Source organism: Acholeplasma equirhinis (assembly GCF_017052655.1).
GTDB classification, from domain to species: domain Bacteria; phylum Bacillota_I; class Bacilli_A; order Acholeplasmatales; family Acholeplasmataceae; genus Acholeplasma; species Acholeplasma equirhinis.
The window spans coordinates 900,122-920,638 of record NZ_JAFIDC010000001.1; the positions used below are offsets into that span (position 1 = coordinate 900,122).

At 31.6% G+C, this 20,517-nt stretch carries 21 protein-coding genes and 2 tRNA genes; 3 read left to right on the forward strand and 20 right to left on the reverse strand.

Annotation, left to right across the window (positions count from 1 at the left end; translation table 11 throughout):
- Positions 1-31 precede the first annotated feature (31 nt).
- Positions 32-105, forward strand: a tRNA-Thr gene (locus tag JV173_RS04225).
- 110 nt (positions 106-215) lie between these two features.
- On the opposite strand, the gene JV173_RS04230 is transcribed toward JV173_RS04225, so the two are convergent.
- The 4 genes from JV173_RS04230 to JV173_RS04245 all read right to left on the reverse strand — a co-directional run bounded on the left by JV173_RS04230 (position 216) and on the right by JV173_RS04245 (position 4,649).
- The gene (locus JV173_RS04230) at positions 216-1,457 is read right to left on the reverse strand and encodes an MFS transporter (RefSeq protein WP_205735044.1); all 1,242 of its coding nucleotides are present in this window, start codon (positions 1,455-1,457) and stop codon (positions 216-218) included.
- A 69-nt stretch (positions 1,458-1,526) separates the two neighbouring features.
- A complete protein-coding gene (locus tag JV173_RS04235; protein WP_205735045.1) occupies positions 1,527-2,054 on the reverse strand; it encodes a DUF1697 domain-containing protein in 528 nt (175 codons plus the stop codon).
- Positions 2,055-2,123: 69 nt separating this feature from the next.
- Positions 2,124-3,404: an ArsB/NhaD family transporter gene (locus JV173_RS04240; protein WP_205735046.1), complete on the reverse strand. Its 1,281-nt coding sequence runs from the start codon at positions 3,402-3,404 to the stop codon at positions 2,124-2,126.
- Positions 3,405-3,515: 111 nt separating this feature from the next.
- Positions 3,516-4,649, reverse strand: a complete 1,134-nt coding sequence (locus JV173_RS04245; protein ID WP_205735047.1) for a M50 family metallopeptidase — start codon at positions 4,647-4,649, stop codon at positions 3,516-3,518.
- 199 nt (positions 4,650-4,848) lie between these two features.
- Between JV173_RS04245 and JV173_RS04250 the strand changes: the two genes are divergently transcribed.
- Together JV173_RS04250 and JV173_RS04255 are read left to right on the forward strand one after the other, a co-directional pair.
- A tRNA-Gly gene (locus JV173_RS04250) sits at positions 4,849-4,923 on the forward strand.
- Between the two features lie 86 nt (positions 4,924-5,009).
- Positions 5,010-5,789 (forward strand): alpha/beta hydrolase, encoded by a 780-nt coding sequence (locus JV173_RS04255; protein ID WP_205735048.1) that lies wholly within the window; start codon positions 5,010-5,012, stop codon positions 5,787-5,789.
- 39 nt (positions 5,790-5,828) lie between these two features.
- On the opposite strand, the gene JV173_RS04260 is transcribed toward JV173_RS04255, so the two are convergent.
- From JV173_RS04260 to JV173_RS04335, 16 genes are all read right to left on the reverse strand, one after another.
- Positions 5,829-6,950: a GGDEF domain-containing protein gene (locus tag JV173_RS04260; protein WP_205735049.1), complete on the reverse strand. Its 1,122-nt coding sequence runs from the start codon at positions 6,948-6,950 to the stop codon at positions 5,829-5,831.
- Positions 6,951-7,137: 187 nt separating this feature from the next.
- Positions 7,138-7,680 carry a phosphatidylglycerophosphatase A family protein gene (locus JV173_RS04265; RefSeq protein ID WP_205735050.1) on the reverse strand — a complete coding sequence of 181 codons (543 nt, stop codon included), beginning with the start codon at positions 7,678-7,680 and terminating at the stop codon, positions 7,138-7,140.
- A 115-nt stretch (positions 7,681-7,795) separates the two neighbouring features.
- Positions 7,796-8,374 carry a DUF402 domain-containing protein gene (locus JV173_RS04270; protein WP_205735051.1) on the reverse strand — a complete coding sequence of 193 codons (579 nt, stop codon included), beginning with the start codon at positions 8,372-8,374 and terminating at the stop codon, positions 7,796-7,798.
- A gap of 124 nt (positions 8,375-8,498) precedes the next feature.
- Entirely contained in the window at positions 8,499-9,272 is a 774-nt protein-coding gene (gene kduD, locus JV173_RS04275; RefSeq protein WP_205735052.1) for a 2-dehydro-3-deoxy-D-gluconate 5-dehydrogenase KduD, read from the reverse strand.
- A gap of 19 nt (positions 9,273-9,291) precedes the next feature.
- Complete coding sequence (kduI, locus tag JV173_RS04280) at positions 9,292-10,128, reverse strand: 5-dehydro-4-deoxy-D-glucuronate isomerase (protein ID WP_205735053.1); 837 nt, start codon at positions 10,126-10,128, stop codon at positions 9,292-9,294.
- 1 nt (position 10,129) lies between these two features.
- Positions 10,130-10,954, reverse strand: a complete 825-nt coding sequence (locus tag JV173_RS04285; protein WP_205735054.1) for a sugar phosphate isomerase/epimerase family protein — start codon at positions 10,952-10,954, stop codon at positions 10,130-10,132.
- 1 nt (position 10,955) lies between these two features.
- Positions 10,956-11,651, reverse strand: a complete 696-nt coding sequence (locus JV173_RS04290) for an IclR family transcriptional regulator (RefSeq protein WP_205735055.1) — start codon at positions 11,649-11,651, stop codon at positions 10,956-10,958.
- Positions 11,648-12,676, reverse strand: a complete 1,029-nt coding sequence (locus JV173_RS04295; protein ID WP_372433661.1) for a PfkB family carbohydrate kinase — start codon at positions 12,674-12,676, stop codon at positions 11,648-11,650. Before JV173_RS04295 ends, JV173_RS04290 begins: the two co-directional genes overlap by 4 nt.
- Entirely contained in the window at positions 12,658-13,146 is a 489-nt protein-coding gene (locus tag JV173_RS04300) for a NanQ anomerase/TabA/YiaL family protein (protein WP_205735057.1), read from the reverse strand. The genes JV173_RS04295 and JV173_RS04300 overlap by 19 nt, the downstream gene beginning before the upstream one ends.
- Positions 13,143-14,138: a sugar kinase gene (locus JV173_RS04305; RefSeq protein ID WP_205735058.1), complete on the reverse strand. Its 996-nt coding sequence runs from the start codon at positions 14,136-14,138 to the stop codon at positions 13,143-13,145. The genes JV173_RS04300 and JV173_RS04305 overlap by 4 nt, the downstream gene beginning before the upstream one ends.
- Positions 14,139-14,142: 4 nt before the next feature.
- Positions 14,143-14,787: a bifunctional 2-keto-4-hydroxyglutarate aldolase/2-keto-3-deoxy-6-phosphogluconate aldolase gene (locus tag JV173_RS04310; RefSeq protein WP_205735059.1), complete on the reverse strand. Its 645-nt coding sequence runs from the start codon at positions 14,785-14,787 to the stop codon at positions 14,143-14,145.
- 86 nt (positions 14,788-14,873) lie between these two features.
- Positions 14,874-16,412, reverse strand: coding sequence for a glycoside hydrolase family 28 protein (locus JV173_RS04315; protein ID WP_205735060.1), 1,539 nt, complete (start codon positions 16,410-16,412; stop codon positions 14,874-14,876).
- Position 16,413: 1 nt separating this feature from the next.
- Positions 16,414-16,965, reverse strand: a complete 552-nt coding sequence (locus tag JV173_RS04320) for a hypothetical protein (RefSeq protein WP_205735061.1) — start codon at positions 16,963-16,965, stop codon at positions 16,414-16,416.
- On the reverse strand, positions 16,946-17,797 hold the full coding sequence (locus JV173_RS04325) for a hypothetical protein (RefSeq protein ID WP_205735062.1): 852 nt from the start codon (positions 17,795-17,797) through the stop codon (positions 16,946-16,948). The genes JV173_RS04320 and JV173_RS04325 overlap by 20 nt, the downstream gene beginning before the upstream one ends.
- Positions 17,798-17,801: 4 nt before the next feature.
- On the reverse strand, positions 17,802-18,908 hold the full coding sequence (locus JV173_RS04330) for an ABC transporter ATP-binding protein (protein WP_205735063.1): 1,107 nt from the start codon (positions 18,906-18,908) through the stop codon (positions 17,802-17,804).
- A gap of 1 nt (position 18,909) precedes the next feature.
- Positions 18,910-20,469, reverse strand: coding sequence for a hypothetical protein (locus JV173_RS04335; protein ID WP_205735064.1), 1,560 nt, complete (start codon positions 20,467-20,469; stop codon positions 18,910-18,912).
- Between the last annotated feature and the right edge of the window lie 48 nt (positions 20,470-20,517).

Below are 20,517 nucleotides of genomic sequence, written 5' to 3' on the forward strand. Positions count from 1 at the left end.
CTTTGATATAATCATTTTGCACGCTTCAAAGGCCCCCATAGGTTAGTGGCAAACCGCATCCATGGTAAGGATGAATTGCAAGTTCGATTCTCGCTGGGGGCACCATTTACAGTACACCCTTAACGTCGCTAGAAATAGCGGCGTTTCTTTTTAATTAAAAACCAGAATATTTTTCTGTTCTGGTCTATTTTTACATTTTTTAGTTTTTATAATTTTTATTCTTGTGTGATTTCTAATTCTTGTGGTTTAACTTTAGGTAATCCTTCAGCCATTAATTTCTTACGTGTATATGGGAAGAGAGCGAGTAATATCATACAAATACCTGCAATCAATATGATTAATGAAACATCAGTAAAATCTGACAGTGGACCAAAAAGTAACATACCAAGTGGCATTGATGTTTGTGAGATCAATCCAAAGACAGAGAACACTCTACCTAAGTATTCAGGTTCAACTTTTTCTTGAATTAATGTAGGTAGGATTGGATTTGAAATTGAAATAAAGAAACCAATTAATGACCATGCTCCAATGTAGAACCAAAAGTCAAATGGAATACCTAGAAGTGCGGTTCCTATCCCAATCACAGCATATGCCATAAAGAATGTCTTTAATCTGTTTTTAAAACCACCCCAAAAGGTAATGAATAAAGATCCTAACACCATACCTAATCCAAATAGTGTTTCAAGAACAGCTAATCGCCATTCTTCTGCACCAAATACTCTTGCAACTTGTAGATAGGTCAAGAATGACGGTGCAGCAACTAAGAACATGAATAGTGCACCAAAGATTAAAAGACTTAAAACAAATTTATGGTTAAATGCATATTTGATTCCACTCTTAATATCTTTCATATATTCAATTTTGACATTTTCAAGTTCTGCTTTATGTTTTGGAATCTTAACATATGTCACTAAGATAAAGACAGCAATTGCAGCGGTAACAACATCAACCAATAAAATGTATTCAATTGGCACTGTCGCAAATAAAAGACCTGCAAGCATTGGCATTAATACCATTGATGAAGATTGAATACTTTGATTGATACTTTGTACCTTTAAAAGTTTATCTTCTGGAACAATTTGTGGATAGACTGCAGATACTGCAGGTGAATGGACTGCTTGTCCAATAGAGCGTATAACAGATACCACAAAGATAATCCATAAATCTCTAATACCAAACATAAATAGAATAGCGATCACTAACGTGACTGCAGCAATGCCTAAATCTGCAACAATCATTAATGCTTTTCTATTGAGTCTATCTGCCCAAACACCAGCGAATGGTGCAAATATTAATGCAGGTATAAATGAACATAAAACCATGATTGTCATCATACTTCCTGATTGAGTGCCTAATGTAACATACCACATGATTGTATACATTACGAGCATTGATCCCATCAGAGAAACGACTTGGCTAATTAGAAAGGTCGTTACCTGTTTTTTCCAGTTGTCCATATAATTCTCCTCTTAAGTGATAGTTTTTATCTTATCAAAAAATTATCATTAACTCATTTATTTTACATATCAAAGTAACTCTTTAATCTTTCTTACTGTATTTACATTTCTAATTGTAAGATGCATATAAACTTTTGTTCCTACGATTTTGATTAAACCACTTTTAGGTTGGTTCTTCCTACTCACTCCAACGATCATTGCATTTTTAAGGTAAATCGCTTCATCAACGCCTTCTTTCATCGGAATTGTATCTATTAATTCTTGCGTCATATCCTGATAATAAAACAAAACATCTGCTTTAAATTCATCATCATTTTTAAAGTGTGGTGGAATCATTTCTGCGACTTCAACAAATTGCTCTTTTGAAATAACAAGTGTTTTACTGTCGACATCAAAGACATTTATTATAAGATCATGAATTTGACCTTGGAGTTTTAAAATATCTGTTTCTTCACTTTCAAAAATAATATTACCCGAGTTAATATAGGTCACAACATTTTGAAATCCGTTAGTTAACATCTCAGATTTTAATTTTTTCATTTCAACTTTATTTTTACCACCAACATTAATGCCTCTTAATAAACACACATATATCATAATGCACCTCAATACTTAATTATAAAATAAAAAAAGAAAGCCTCAAATTATGAGACTTTCAAAAAATTATTATAAACCGAACGTTAACCAAATCAGAACATAACCTGTTAAGACTGTAACAATTGTTGTTGGTACAGAAAGTTTAAGATAGGTTTTAAGTGATACTGTATAACCTTCTTTTTTTAATATACCTAATGCAGCAATGTTTGCCGATGCACCGATTGGTGTGAAGTTACCTCCAAGTGTTGCTCCACTTAATAAACCAAAGTATAGAACAGTTGGATCTACACCAAGTGCAGTTGATACAACAGCAATAATCGGTAACATGGTTGCAACATATGGAATGTTATCAATAAATGCTGAAACAATTACTGAAATAAAGACAATTAATGTATATAACAAGAATAGATTTCCACTAGAAACACTGACAAAGAATTGACCAATTGCATCAATCACACCAGCATATCCGATACTTTCAATAATAATGAATAAACCAATCAAAATTAAAAGTGTTTGATAATCAATTTCTTTGATGTGAGGGATCACTTCTCTTACTGATTTATCTCTAATTGATTGATAGATTAAACCAACTAAGAACCAGGCAACACAAATTAGTCCGTTTAATAAAGCAAAATCGCTTTGAATAAATGATGAAATCACAAGCGAAACGATGATTGCTCCAAGTAAGACTGTTGGAAAGAAAGTTTTCACTTTGACTTTATCGCCATTTAAACTAATATCAATTGGTTCATTTTGTTTTCTAAATAGATAATATAAAACTGCGGTAAACGCAACAAGTGCAATTTGAATGATAAAAAATAACCCTGGACGTTCTAAATACCAAAAGAAATCAAAGAATGTCATATTTAATGCACTACCTAAAATGATAGCTGTAGTATCACCAACTAAAGTTGCTGCACCTTCTAGATTTGATGAAAGTGCAATTGCAATTACTGGTGCAACGGGTGAGACATTTAATTTTTTACAAATCATAATCGCAATCGGTGCAATAATGACAACCGTTGCAACATTATCAACAAATGCTGATACTAATCCTGCAAACATTGCTAAGTAAATAATTGTCCACTTAAAATTTTTAGATTTTTCAATCAATTTATCAGCAATTAAAGTAGGCATGCCAGATTCAATAAATAAATTGACAACTCCCATAATCCCAAATAACATTAGGATAATATTCCAGTCAACAGCAGCTAAAATACCTTCTATAGGCATTGTTCCCACTAAAACAAATAAGAGTGCAGAACCAAGTGCAATTAAATGTTTATGGTTAGAGAACACAAAGAATAAGATATACGTGATTACAAATAAAATCACAGCAAAAATCAACATGATGCAAACTCCAATCTTTTTTTATACTTTTCATATTATAACAAAGTTATCCATGAAAAGTCTGTCTTTTGAAATTAAATTTAAATTATGAAATAAACAATTTAATTTTAATCACTTTATATCATCTAAATGATTTTTTAATTCAAGTGGTGCATATAACCAATTTACTGAACTTGAGTAATTGTTTTTCGGATCATTCAAATATGCACTTTCGTCTTTCTTTTTAAGTAAATGATTTGTTAATCTTTCATAATACTCAGCAACTTTTTTATCAACTTTAAAATTCTTTTCCGGAATTTTATTCAGTAATTCTTCCACTTTATCAAAGTTACCTAATGCTTGATTATAGTAAATATAGAAATGATACAACATAAAACTATCTTCTGAATTACCGAATTTGTTCTCTAAATTCTTCAGTTTGTTTTCAATGGTGACACATCCGATTTTTTGTTCAAATGTGATTTCTTGCATATAATGCGCAACCAAGTTTAAATATAGTCTATTTCGATATTGTGAATGCATAGAAAGTAAATGAATCACTTTCTTCCATAGATACTCTAGACTTTCTTCATCTCTTTCAATTAGTGTTACCAATTGTAATAGATATACCATTCTAAACATTTGATCATTATTAAATGCATTTATAGCTGCATAATCTCCGTAAATACCACCATTTGAAACTTTACTAGAAAGTACTGCAAGAATGGTCATGAGGAGTGTTAATAAATTAAAACTGAATAAGAATCCATTCAATGCATAAAAAGGTGTGAAAAAGAATCCTAAGAACATAATTAAAATGGTGCTACCATAAATGATTGATGTATTCGGACCTGCAATTAAGACTTTTTTAAACTTATCAATAATTTCTTCTTCTTTAGCTTCATTTCTAATTTGAATTTTATCAGGTATTACGATACCACCTAATAAAAGTAAGAACTTTGGAATAAACTTTAATTTCCATTTTCCATTTATTTTTACAATACCGAAACAAAGTACATACATTGCTTTAACATCAATACCTAATTTTTTAAAAGTTATGAAATGACCAAGTTCATGAAAAAGTATTGCAAAAAATATTGCAAGTAACATAAATAGAATATGTATATAAAAAGGGTAGATACTCATACCCTTTTGAAAATTTGCCCATATAAATTCATATGTAAACAAGGTGTTTAAATAACCTATTAAGAATCCTGCCAGTAAAACAATGCCAATTGTAATTAAGAATTTATAAATCTTTTTCATATAATCATTCCTATCAAAAACATTATAACATGTAAAATACTTCAAATTATTGTAAAAAATCTTGCTTCTTTTTAAAAAAAGAACATACATAAATTATGGGGTAAATTCTACTAAAAATTAAAGTTTAAAAAAAGTCAAAAAAATGTTAAAATAGTGTTGACAACTTATGGCGATATTTGTTATCATAATAAAGCACGACGTCGGTGTCGTATAATGGTTATTACAAGGCCTTGCCAAGGCTTAGACGGCAGTTCGATCCTGCTCACCGGCTCCAGTTGAATTTATACCCTTCGAAGACTTCTTCGAAGGGTTTTTCTTTGCCTTCATGATAATATAAAGGTAGACATACCGAGGTGTTTCATGATTAAACATATATCAATTTATTCAAATATTTTAAAAATGAATAGAGATTTAAGAATCTTTATACCTGATCAAATTGAAGGTCCATATCAAGTTTTATATATGCACGATGGGCAAAATCTTTTTAATGATAAGGACGCTGCATATGGCACTTCATGGCGAATTGGTGAGACATTAGAATCAATGATTCATGCAGCGATAATGAAACCAATGATGATTGTAGGGATCGATAATAATTCTGATCGATTAATTGAATATTCACCTGTTGATGTGAAAACTATCGAAGATACTTTAAAAATCAAATTTGAAAAACCTTATTATGGTGAATCTTATGTTGATTTTATAGCAAATGAACTCAAACCATTTATTGATCAATCTTTTAACACTTTAAAAAATAAAGAAAATACATTCATTGCAGGTAGTTCTATGGGTGGGGTCATAAGTTTATTCGCTGGACTAAAGTATAAAAATATCTTTGGTCGCATTGGTATGTTATCAAATGCTTCTTGGTACAATCAGCAAGCATATCTTAACTTAATCAATTCAATCAAACCATCAGCTGACCAAAGATACTTTATTACAGTTGGTTCAAATGAATCGTCTAAAGGTGATCCAAAAGATGGATTGATTTATATAAAAACTAATGAAGAGCTTGCTGATGCTTTAAGAAAATATTCAAATCATATTTATTTTAGAGTTTATGAAGGTGCTATACATAATGAATCCTTCTGGAGAATCGTATCCCCTGAAATGCTTTTTTTCTTAACTTCAACCAAATAGTGATACACAAGACATAAAAATAAAAGACTTTCAAAGTCTTTATTTTTTTGCATGTTTTTGATTATACATTAATTGGTCTACTTCTTTTTGGAATTCATAGAGTGTTGGATGAATTTCTTTATTATATACACAATATCCGATAGATGCTTGAAGTTTATATGTTGGATTGTTTAGATTGAAAACATGAATATTCTCTTGAATTTTATCAATAATCGCTTCAATATCTTTCTTTGCATGTTTAGATGTAACGATGAAGAATTCATCTCCACCAAAACGTGCGACAAAGTCATTCTTCTCAACACTATATTTAATAATTTCAGCAACATTTACTAAGGCCTGGTCACCTACAGGATGTCCATACGAATCATTGATTTGTTTAAAATCATCCATATCAACAAATATTGCTGTAAAGGTGCCATTTCTTTTTGCTTGTTTAATTCTATCTTCAATATAGAAATCCAGTTGTCTTCTATTAAAAGTATTTGTTAAAAAATCAGATTTCATTTGTTTGTTTTGAACAAATATATAAAGTATTGTAATAGATAGAGTAATCGCATGTAATGTATAAGGAATACCGTAGTGAATACTTTGTGCAATGAGCGCAAGAATTGGTAACAATCCGAAAATTAAATACATCAAGAAATGAGATTTGATTAATCTATTTCTAGCTATAATCAATATAAGGAAGGTCATAATAATAATGACTAAATTGATGAATTCAGGTACTAAATAAAGTGGTCCTCTTTGATATATATTTCCTTCATCGATATGAAATAACCAACCATAAGCAAGTGTACCAAACACTAATACTTGATTAAAAACAAAGATTGGAATTGATGCTATCATAAAACGTTTTAATATTTTATCGTTACTATAAATTTCATAATGAATATACATAAACCATAATACTGGAAGCAGTGGGTTCACACTAAATAAAAGAAAGTTACCCAAATGATTTAGAAATGGAAAAATTGCCATCGCAGTACCATCAAAACGAGACATAAAATCAAAGATTAATGTAATGATCGAAGTGATTAATAAATAACTAAATAATCTATCCGAAGTTCCTTGATGTTTAGTTTTCGAGTTTGAGATTAGAACAGCCAATAATAAAATAATCGAATATATAAATAAAGAAAGGTTCATTAAAAGTAATTGCATTGATGCTCTCCCCTACAATCTTTGCAATTTAAGATTGATAATCTACCTTCATTATAATGAATTTTTTATATTTTTTAAAGTGTTTTAAATAAAATCCCTAGCCAAATGGTTAGGGATTTATACTTTATTTTTCAAAAACTTCAATATTGTTAATTCAGTTCAAATATTTAAAAAGCAAAATTAAAAATTAAGCTTCTTTTTCGTAAGCTTTAACAACGGCTTCAGATTCTGCATATTTGTGGGCAACTGAACTTGCTGCAGCTGCAGCTATTGCACCAACAATATCATCAAAGAAAGTATGTACTTCTTTTTTATCTGGTGATTTATTATCTAATTTTTTCATAACACCTGGTTTTAATTTATCAACATAACCGAAGTTTGTTAATCCAATTGAACCGTAAACATTAACAATCGATAATGCTAAAATTTCATCGATACCATATAGACCGTAATCGCTTTTTAATAAAGTTGAAAGTGGTTCTGATATCAAACCCTTTTCCGCTAGAATATCAAGTTCAAGTCCAGTTAAAACTGCATGTTGGACTTCTCTTTTCATGATGACACGTTTAATATGATCCATACAAATATCTAGTGTCAATTCTGGTAAATATTTCTTTTGAAGATCCAGTGTAATTTCAGCAATTTCTTCTAATTTTACACCACGTTCTTCAATTCTTTTAACGATTAAATCATACTTAAGATCGTCACTTAATTTAGTAGTTGCATGCATAATCTTTCCCCCTTTATGCAATATATATTTTTCTTGATTTTTAGAGATGTATATCTATTATAGTACAAAGAATATTATTGTCAAAACAAATAAAAAGAATTGGATTACCCAATTCTTATTCTTCATCTGATTTAAATTTATTTTTAGATTGTTGTCTTGCTTTATACTTTTCTAAAATTACTTTAAACTGCTCATAATGCATTTTAACGGTTCTTTTATCAAATGGTGGACGTTCTTCTTTAATCCATACTTTAAGGTCTTCCATAGCCTTTAAAATGATTTTTTGAACATCTTCTGGATAATTCATTAAGGCCGAATGTTCATCGTAATCTTTTTGGTCTAACACGAAGTGTTTACCTGTTGGAAAAACTTTAACATCTAAGTCATAATCGATATACTTAATAGCTTCACCATCATATAAATATGGTGATGAAATATTACAGTAATAATGTATACCATCTTTTTTAAGCATAGCAATGATGTTGAACCATTCTTTTTCATAAAAGTAACAAATTGCAGGTTCTTTAGTATACCAACTTCTACCATCTGATTCAATAACTTTAGTTGCTTGATTTCCAGTAACTAAATGTGAGGCTGTATCATCGATAACAAAAGATGAAGTCCATACACGATGAAGTGAACTATCATGTTTATAACTATGAATTTGAAGTTTTTTGCCTGATTTAAGCTTCATTTTGTTACCTCTTAATTGATTATAACATACGCGCTTTACCTTGGTAAACGAGAAACCTTTAGAAAACGGTTTTTATATTTAACGAAAAGGGACTACCTAAAGTAATCCCTTTTGTTCATATTAATTATCTTGCTAACCAACCACCATCAACTGCGATTGTAAAACCTGTGATGTAATCAGATGCTGAGCTTGCTAGGAATACAGCAGGTGCTGCAACATCTTCTGGTGTTCCCCAACGACCTGCTGGGATTCTTTCTAAGATTTGACCAGCTCTTGTTTCATCATCTCTTAATTGTTTTGTATTGTTTGTTGCCATATAGCCTGGTGCGATTGCATTGACTTGAATGTTGTGTTTGCTCCATTCATTCGCAAGTGCCATTGTTAAGCCTTTTACAGCAGATTTAGATGCGGTGTAAGAAGGTACTCTAATACCACCTTGATAAGATAGCATAGATGCTATAGAAATGATCTTACCACCAGTGCCTTGTTTAACATATTGACGGCCAACAGCTTGACTTAGGAAGAAGACTGTATCAATGTTAATCGCCATAACATCATACCAATTTTCTTTAGAAAAATCTAAGGCATCTTCACGACGGATAATACCTGCATTATTAACTAAAATATCAAGTTTACCGTAAATTTTTACTGCTTTTTCAACTAAAGCTTGTAGATCTTCAGGGGTTGCTTTAATAAGGTCAGCTTGAAGTGATGTAAATTCACCACCTAGTGCTTTAACTTTTTCAGCTGTGTCATCTTGTGTTGGCATATAGTCAACACCAACAACTTTTGCACCAGCTTGAATAAAGCCTAATGTAATACCTTGACCTAAACCGGTTGATGTTCCAGTTACAAGTGCCACTTTACCTTTTAATGAAAACTTGTTTAAATAACTCATATTTTATCCCTCTTTCCTTTTATTTTAAATCTGTTGTTTTAACAAAATCCATATCATCGTATGTTTGGTTTTCACCAGTCATACCCCAAATAAATGCATAAGCACTTGTTGCAAATCCTGCATGAATACTCCAAGATGGTGAAATCACGGCTTGTTCATTATGAAGAATGATGTGTCTAGTTTCTTGAGGTTCTCCCATTAAGTGGAAGACAACTCCATCTTCTGGAAGATTAAAATAGAAATAAACTTCCATTCTTCTATCATGTGTATGCGCAGGCATTGTATTCCAAGCATTACCTTCTTCAAGAATTGTTAATCCCATTTGCAATGCACATGTTTCTAAAACAGCTGGATTTAAATATTGATAAATTGTTCTTTTATTTAAAGTTTTTGGATCACCAATTTTTCTTGGGTTTGCTTTTTCAAAAGGTATGTGAACAATTGGTAATACCTTATGTGCAGGAGCTGAATTGATATAATATTTTGCTGGATTTTTTGGATCATCAGATTCAAAGACAACTTCTTTGACACCTTTTGGAATATAAAGTCCGTCTTTTTCAACCATCTTGTAAGTCACACCATCCAGTGTAATCTTACCCTTACCACCGACATTGATTAAACCAATTTCTCTGCGTTCTAAGAAATATTCAGTTCCTAATTCTTTTGTTAAACCGAGTTTAACAGGACCTTTAACTGGCATACATCCACCAGCAATAATTCTGTCATGATGAGAATAGGTAAACAGAATTTCATCCGCTTCAAAGATATTTTCAATTAAATATCTCTCTCTTAAGGTTTTAGTGTCATAATGTTTTGAATCTGCTGGATGATTATTGTATCTAACATCAATTTTCATCTCATTTTCCTCCTTCATATTTTAAAATTAATCTTTTAATAAATCTTAAACTTTCAAGTTGATCTTCTCTTTTAACCCCTTCAAATATAAGATAAGCATTTGGATTGTTTTCTAAGATTAAAGGTATGATTTCTTCATATCTCATTTGACCCATACCAAGTGCAACTTGTTTGAGTTTTCCATTTTCAACAATATAGTCTTTCAAATGGAATATGACAATCTTTTCCTTGAAAAGTTCAAATGCTTCTTTGAATATTTCAAGATGGTTTGTATGATTATCGATATTTAAAAAGTTATAGAGATCAACAATCACTTTAAGTTTCGGACTATTGATTGATTGTAAAAGTTGGTACATTCTATTAGGTGAATAAATCACATGTGCATACGCACCTTCAATTGCAACTTCAACTTTCTTATCTTTTGTGTATTCTACTAATTCTTTAACCACTTCAACGACTTTTTGGAAAGTATCATCTAAATGATTTTCTGGTACATAATTCCAAGGGCTTCCCATAAGTGAACCTGTCTCTGTTCCAACATATGGTGCATTTATGCTATCTGCAACATCTAAGTGTTTTTTAAAATTTGAAATGCCATTTTTAATCTCTTCTTCATTTGGGTGTACCATATTGAAATAGGCACCAAGCAAGAATATTTGATCTAAAAATTCATTTCTAACTTCATCTTTTGTTTCATCAATAGCTTTTGAAAAGACTTTTTGACTCACCAGTTGAAGTCCATCAAAACCTAATGTATCAATTTCTTTTTTTAATGCTTTAGGTGTTGTAGAAGTTAACACATCGTGTGCTCTTACACCAATTTTCATCTTAATCACCTAGATAACCTAAGCGTTTAGATACGGTTTTAGCAATTTGAACAAGTTCTAAAATAACTTCATTCTTTTCTGGTTTATCTTGCCAAAGATCAGATACAGACAGAATACCTACAACTCTGTTTTCAAAGTTTTTAACAGGTACTGCAATTTGTGAAATATGGCCTTGTTGCTCGTTTGATAGAACATATCCGCGGTCAAATTCAACAAGTTGATTTGGTTCTAGTTTATTTCTCTTTTGTGTAAATATTTTAAATGCTCGACCAATCGGTGAAATATCAAAATCATTTGATATATATCCAATTTCTTCACTAATGAAGATGAGTGAATTTGGTGGTTGATATTTAAAGATATGTACGTAATGGTCTTCTGTTTGTTTAGTAATTAAAACAGTCTTACCATATTCATTCGCAAAATTTCTAAGTAACATTTCTGATGCTTCAATTAAACTTGAGTTCTTAGTATAGACAGATCCGATAGCAAACATCTTAGAACCAATAACATAGTTCTTTAATCTAGGATCTTTATAATAAATCGCGTCTGCTTTATAAAGTGTTTGGAGAAAATCATAAGCGGTTGCTTTTGGAATATCAAGTTCTCTATAGATTTGTCCTAAGGTTAAACCTTCAGGATGTGCAGCAATAAGCTCTAATATTGATAAAATTCTATTAACTGATCGATTATCTTTCATCGTTGCACACGTCCTGATGCATCGCCGCCTGCAAGTGCATTAACCTCATCTTCAGATACTAAATTAAAGTCACCTGGTATTGTATGCTTAAGTGCAGATGCTGCTGCTGCAAATTCTACTGCCTCTTGTCTTGTTGGTTTAGTGAGTAAACCATGAATTAAACCACCTGAGAATGAATCGCCACCACCAACTCTATCAACAATCGGGTTGATGTCATATCGTTTAGACTCAAAGAAATCTTTTCCATCATATAAAAGAATTCTCCAACCATTATGATTTGCTGAATAAGATTCACGAAGTGATGTTGCAACAAATTTAAAGCCGAATGTTTCTTTCATTTCTTTAAAGATCTTTTCATAACTTTCAGTGTTTAATTCACCTTTATGGATATCTACACCGCTTGGTTTAAACCCTAAAACAAGTTCAGCATCTTCTTCATTACCAATACATACGTCAACATATTTCATTAAAGGTCTCATGACAGACTGTGCTTTTTCTGGTGTCCATAATTTCTTTCGATAATTAAGGTCTACAGAAACTGTCACATTATAATATTTAGCTTTTTCTAAAGCGATTTTAGTGAGTTCTGCAGCTGAATCAGAAAGTGCTGGTGTAATCCCTGAGAAATGGAACCAGTCAGCATCTTTAAAGATTTTATCCCAGTCAAATTCATCCGCTTTTGCAAGTGCAATTGCTGAATTTGCACGGTCATAAATAACTTTAGAAGGACGCATAGCTGCACCAGTTTCTAAAAAGTAGATACCCACACGATCACCACCACGTTTAATGTAATTGGTATGTACTCCATACGTTCTTAACATATTAACCGCAGCTTGACCAATTTCATGTTTAGGTAGTTTGGAGACAAAGTATGCATCATGTCCATAGTTTGCAAGTGAAACAGCGACATTTGCTTCACCGCCTCCATAAACAACATCAAATGCATTAGATTGTACAAATCTTGATACACCTGGTGTTGATAAACGCAACATAATTTCTCCTAAAGTTATAACTTTTGCCATAATAACTCTCCTTTAACTTTTATCTTAAATACGACTTTTTCAACGAATCTCGAATCTTGTAATTTTAGTTTAGGCATGTGTAAATCTTCTGGATTTACTAATGCAAACATTGAATCTTCTAAGATGACTTTTGTAAAATCTTCAATTTCATATTTCTCAACATCTTTTAAAGCATCATATGGAGATGTTATCTTAATACCTTTTAAATCCCCTTTATGATGATATCCAAGTGCTTCTTTTCCAGATAACACCAGTTGAATATCTGCGTAATTTTTATGACCTTCAAAATAACATTGGTCAAGTGGTCTTGGATCATAAGATTCTCTTAAGACATAAACTTCATCACCTTCTATGACAGTTTTTCCATTTGGTAAACTCTTAAGATCTGTTTTTAGCATAAACTCAACCACAGTTTTAATGTTAGGGTTTAGCGAGACATATTTCTTTAAATTACTTATATGATCAACAATCATCTTTTGACCTCCAATGAATTATTGTAGATGACATTTAAAACATCTTGTTCATCAAGTTTAAATGCATCGCCACCTAAAGTATGTTTTAAAATACTAGCAGATAACCCAAAGTTTAACGCAAAATCTAAATCTTTCAATTTAGTTTTGATTAATCCGTGAATAACTCCTGCTGCAAATGCGTCGCCCCCACCAATTCTATCAAAGATATGAAATCTTAATGAAGTCGTCTTTTTAATCTCATCATGTGTTACTAAATAGCCTTGTAGTGCATTTTCACTTGCAGAATACACCATGCGTTTATAACCGAAAATATATTTAGCATTGGTTAATTTTAAAAACTTATTTAATGTTTCTAAATCCTTGTCATCGGCATCTATTCCAAAGAGATTTACACAATCAAACGGATTCACAAAAAATAAGTCGACGTAAGGCATTATTTTTTGGTAGACTGGTTTTGCTTCATCTATAGACCATAAAGCACTTCTGTAATTAGAATCAAATGATACAAAGATATTTCGTTTTTTAGCTTCTTCTAATAGTTTATAAATAAACTTTCTAACATTTTCATGAAGAGCAAGTGAAATTCCTGAAAAATGGAACCATGTTGCACTATCAAGAATTTTATTGATGTCTAAATCATCAACCACTATTGTGGTAATGCTTGAATGCTTCCTATTGTAAACAACTTTACTTGGTCTCACACCAAAACCTACTTCAAGGAAATAAATTCCCATATTGGTGCCTTCTTTTTTGATAAAAGAGGTATCAACACGATTTGCATTCAAATATTTTATTGCACCTTCACCTAATTGATTATTAGGTAGTTTTGAAACAAAATAAGTTTCGTGGCCAAATTGAGCAAGTGAAATTGCAACGTTTGCTTCCGTTCCACCGTATGTTGCATCAAAATGATTGGCATCTTCAATAATTTGATAATTTGGTGGAGAAAGCCTCAACATGATTTCACCAAATGTGATGATTTTTTCTTTCATATCTTTATTTTTGACGTGCTTCTTTTACTGCGTTAATAAATGCTATTGCATTATTTTTAACGCCTTCAAAGTCACCTTTTTTTGCTGGTGCGGTTAATTCACCACCAACCCCTACTGCTACAACACCTGCAGCAATCCAATCTTTAACATTATCTAAAGAAACCCCACCTGTTGGCATAATCTGTATGTCAGGAAGTGGACCTTTAACTGCTTTTACATAACTTGGACCAAATGCAGATCCTGGAAATAACTTAATCACTTCAGCACCAGCATTTCTAGCTGTTAACATTTCAGTGATTGTTAGACAACCCGGCATATATGGAACACCAACGCTCTCACAATATTTTGCAGTTTCTAAATCAAAACCTGGAGAGACAATATAATTTGCACCAGCCTTAACTGCACTTTCTGCAGTCATTTTATCAAGGACTGTTCCGGCACCTAAAAGTAGTGTTTTCGAATCGAATTTTAAAGAGAGTTCTTTGAGAACATCAACAGCACCAGGAACTGTAAAGGTTAATTCAATTGTTGGAAGTCCACCGTCAATACAAGCGTTGGCAATTTTAATTGCTTCTTCTCCACTGGTTGCACGTAGAACTGCGACAACTCCAATTTCTTTAATTTTATTCAATACTGTAAGTTTATCCATAAACACTTATCTCCTTTTATGTACACCGTTTATATTATTAATTATATAGTGGGCCATTAAGTTAGTAATGGCCCTGAGGGGTAGTATTAAATTTCCTCGAATGATTTTACGTTTTCTAAAATAACTTTTTCACCAATTTGACCAGTTAATGTCACATTTTTAAGTACGACATTATTAACTTCTCTAAATTGTAACCCCATTTTAACTTGAGGATCTAAATAACTCATCATAGCTGGAGTAAATTCTTTTGCATCTTCACTGAATGTAATATCAACATTTTCTAATGTGATTGACTCAATTGGTTGTTCAGGTAAACCATAGAAAAATCCAGCTGCAGCATGCGCATTTTTAGCTTTGATGTTTCTAAACGTGAATGAACCTAAATAAGGTGTTCTTTCATCTTTCGCTAATGCCTTCTTACTCCATACATATTCTGTTTTTCCATCATCATCACAGAAATAGTACATATTCATAACGAGTGGAACTTTAACTTCATCCATGATGATATTTTCAAATACAATACCATCAATTTGCATGGATTCTCCACGTCCACGACGTGTCTTAATTCTTAAACCTCTGTCTGTTTGATAGAAATAACATTTCTCTACTGTTAAATCTTTAACACCACCAGATGTTTCAGAACCAAGTACGACTGCACCATGACCATGGGCAAAGTAACAATTTCTTACGACCATCTTCTCAGTAGGTCTTCGATACTTCATACCCATTTCAAATTTACCTGATTTAATCGCAATACAATCATCACCAACTGAGAAATTCACACCAATCAAAGTGACATGACTACAACTTTCTGGATTACAACCATCTGTGTTTGGTGAATCATGTGGAGAGATTAACTTAACATCAATGATTTCTAAATGATCCGAGAAGTATGGATGTAGATTCCAACTTGGTGTATTTTTAACTGTGATACCTTGAAGTCCGATATGTTGACAGTTTGATAAAAATATACCCTTTGGTCTCCAAGCTCCACCACGCATCTGTTTATGATTTATCCACCAATCAGAATTTTGGGCATTACAATCAATAATACCTTCACCAAAAATCTTTACATTAGATACTTCAACACCTGTAATAATTGATGCGAAAGTATCTGCTGGTGTACCTTCCCATGACGATTGTTCGAGAATCGAACCATCATTTCTTTCAACTCTAGCTTTTAGAATTGGATATTCTTTTCGATCTGTTTTACCAAGTAATACGGCATCTTTATCAAGCTCAATCATTAAATCATTTTTTAAAAATAATGGTCCTGTAAAGTAAACACCTGGTTTGAAATAAATTAAGGTTTCCTTTGGTGCACCAAGGATAATTGTTTGTAAGACTTTCGTATTATCAAATACACCATCAGGTATTGCACCATATTCACAAACATCAATTTTATATTTATAATCGAGTGTTCTAAATTTTAAAGTTTCTTTTTCGACTTTAATTTTGTATTCAGTATTGCGTTCTAAATGATAAAGTGAAAACACGTTGGTTTTCACGTTGCTTAAAACGAGTTTATCATTTAGATAAACATCAAAAGGTGTTTCACTAAAAAATGGACTTTTATTCACCATTTCAATTGTGACTGATGTTGGTGATAAAAAGACAATTTGCATATTATGTAGTCTCCTTTTTGAGTTCTTTTCTACCTTTATACCAAATTAAATCCAGTAACCAAACATAGAAACCAAAACTAATTGGATCAAGTGATTTTTGTTCACCATGTAATAGCCAACCAAGTGTTGGTATACCAATAAGATTAAACAATTCAACAACGATTGTATGAAGAATCATCGCCTCACCAATCATGATTATGACATATAAGAATGTTAATAAGAGTGAAACTAGTTTATTTCTTTCTTGATTCGCTCTAAATGGCAAGAACTGATAAGTATCTTGATCAGCTCTATGCATATAATATATAAATTTATTTGTTACATATTCAGTTAGAAGTCCCATTAAAATCGCTAGAATAAACAATTGGTCCAGCATATCAGAACGTAATGAAGCTTCAACAGTCATGAATGCTAGAAAGTATGATACACCAGCGACCCAGAATTTTAAAAATCCAATTTTATGAACTGCTTTCACAGTTGCAAACTTATCAATAAAATAAGGTTTACCAACACGTTGTTGTTCTGTATTTTTATTAGTCTTCAATCTTAACATACTTCCAATCTACATATTTCCATGCGAATGCTGTTGATGCGATACCAAATAAGATGCCTATACCAAATACTGACATAGAAAACTGCGCAGATGCGGTAAGTTTATAAGTTGGTGAAAGTGTAGGTTCTACCATAAATACATAAACGTAGAATATATAAGCAGCAATTTCAACCACTGTTAAAGCTGTAATTAAATACAGGCTCAATGGATTCTTCTTTTGTCCAAAAGTAATGGTATTAAAGATTTGAACAATTGCTACAATATTGAGTAAGAATACCATAAAGGTTGCTGCTGATTTATATTGATTAGAATATAGAGATGTTATGGCATCAAAATGAGATTTTAAACTAAACTTTAATTCAGATAATTCAAAATCCAGTAATGCTGTAATAAAAATAACTGAGAAAATACTTAAGAAAAATGGTATTCTTTGTTTATTAAACTTGTACCATCTTTTCCATGAAAATGGTCTTTTATATGTCACATCACTTGTTGGTATTTTTTTAGCAAGTAAAATTAATAAAACTCCTGTGACGATAAAACCACCAAATAAATAGAATATTCCCCAGTTTTTAACAACACTCTTTTTATAACCTTTATTATGTTCACTTAATAATTCAACAACACCAAGTGATGATGCGATTAAAAGAACAATTGAAAATACACTGATAAAAACATCAATTGTGACAATTGTTTTTAAAAAATCTGGTAGATTTGGAATTTGAGCTAAAATACCTGGTAATAGTGCAATCACTAACCAAAGAATAGATGAGATAATCGCTGCAATTGTTGCTGCTGGAAGTCTTTTTAACATATATGCTTTATTTTCCATGAACTTAAACCTCCTTCTCTACAAAGCGAATTCTATCTTCTGTTTCAGGATCGAAGAAATACGTTTTATCTAAATCAAGTTTAAAGACAACTTCATCACCTTTAACAAAAGGTAAGCGTTCATCAACTTTTGCGATAACTCTTTGTCCACCAATTTCAAAATGAACAAGTGCTGCATGACCTAAAAGTTCATAGTTTACAACTTTAGATTCAACACCGTTTCTATCTTTTGCAACATGGTCAATTTTAACGTGTTCTGGTCTGATACCCACTATGATATCTTTACCTAAATAAGGTTTTAATTGATCCATGTGTCTAAATCTTGTAATATCACATTTTGCATCTCCAAAATTCAATGTACCATCTGGATTTAAATGTGTTTTAAAGATATTCATTGGTGGCGTACCAATAAAGTTTGCAACAAATAAATTTGCAGGGTCCACATAAATTTCTGTTGGTGTACCTACTTGTTGAATATAACCTTTATTCATGACAACAATTCGATCTGCAAGTGTTAAAGCTTCGATTTGGTCATGGGTTACATAAATCATTGTTGATTTAAGTCGATTGTGTAAAAGTTTTAATTCTTTACGCATTGTGCCACGAAGCTTTGCATCTAAATTCGAAAGTGGTTCATCAAATAGAAAGACTTTAGGGTCACGTACGATAGCGCGTCCTACTGCGACTCTTTGACGTTGTCCACCGGATAAATGTTGTGGTCTTCTATTTAAATAAGGTGTTAGACCTAAAATCTCTGCAGCCCACATGACACGCTCATGAATAATATCGCTTTGTTCTTTTCTTAAAACTAATGAAAATGCCATATTATGATACACAGTCATATGTGCATAAAGTGCATAGTTTTGGAAAACCATTGAAATATCTCGGTCTTTTGGTGCAAGATCATTAATCAGTTTTCCGTCAAGTTTTAATTCACCTGAGGTGATTTCTTCAAGCCCAGCAATCATTCTTAAAGTAGTTGATTTACCACAACCTGAAGGACCTACTAATACAATGAACTCACCATCTTTAATATCTAAATTGAAATCAAAGACAGCTTGTACACCTGAAGGATATATTTTATTGATATTGGTAAGTTGCATTGTTGCCATATTAAACACCTTTTTCCTTCAATAATAACTGTAGTTTCTTTGACTTATTATATGAAACGATACCAGCAACAATTGTCAATCCTGCACATATAACATGTGAGATTGCAATTTGCATAAATATTTCAAATGGAATTTGATTTGTATTTAATGAGATTAAAGGCACATAGAAAATACGAAGAATATTAATTGCTGAAATAACAAACAATCCAATACTCCATTTAATTGAATAAACTTTAACTTTTTCTGCTGCTAAGAACATGACTAAAATTAAAACAATTGACATTGCAATATCTAGTGCAACATTGAAATCAGGTCTTACCTTTACTTCATTTGGCAAGAATGTAAACAATGAATAATTAATTGAAGTGAATAATGCCCATATGAAGAATGCAAGTGATCCAAAAGTCATTGAATAAGCAAATGAATTGTTTTGATAACGCATTTTTTCTATTTCAAACTTAGATGGTTTTAATTTTAATGCAACCGGTAAGAGTAAAATACCTGCGATAATTGTTGAGAATATTAAATAAACTGAATATCCAATAGCTTGTGCTTTAGATGCTTTTTCTTGTTTAATTGATTTAATGACTTTAATTGCATTCAAGTTAAATACAACAACAAGTAAGCATAAAATCATACCAAAGTCGACAACAGAAGGTTGTAATCCTGTTATTGTTGCATATGTAAAGTTGACTACATTTAAATTAAATAAGAATCCAAAGACGAAGTTTCCGACAACAAGCAATGCTAATAATCCAGTAATGATCATTGTGAAATAATAAGCAACTTGTATCGATAATTTGTTATTTTTATAGAACTCACCTGGTACATGATGTTCTAAATGAACAAATTCAGCTTCTTTAAAGTCAATGATTTCATCATCAACTGATGGAATTGAGTTAACAACCTTTTCTGTAACTTTAATTTCACCGGCTTCAACTTGCGCTAAAATTTGTTGTACATATGCTTCTCTAGCAAGAACTGCTTTTCTATGTAGAAGATTATCAACAAGTAGCCAAATTGTAAGACCAACACCAATCAAAGTCATGAGTGAAATTGCAAATACTGCATCAAATGATGCTAGAATATCTGGTCTAATATCTCTTGATTGGAATGCAAGTTGAATTGCTAAATCCCAATTGGCTTGATATTGTTGGAAAGATTGTTCAAATGCTGCTTTTAAACTCAGTGATCCAACTACTACATAAATACTATATGCAATACCAAAGAAAATGGTTGTTCCGACAGTAATGAAATTACTTAAGTAGTATTTTTTTCTATTGTGAGTTCCAAAACCTAAACCTAAAAGCACACTTAAGATAAAACCACCACTTAAAATTAAAATTAAATCATTCGTGGCAAAGGCTTGATCCCAAAGTGGTTGCATAGATTTATAGCTTTTTCCAATAACTTCTGTAGTTGCCCATGTTGTTGAATATCCAAGAGCAAATATTGTTGAGACAATAGAAAAGAATACAACAAGTGAATAAATATATGTTTTCCAACGTGTTGTAAAATGTTTAACTATTTTGTCTTTGAATGATATTTTCATTGTTGTCATAACCCAAATCCTTCTTCTATTGGTTCTATATGGTGGGGAATTTTTCCC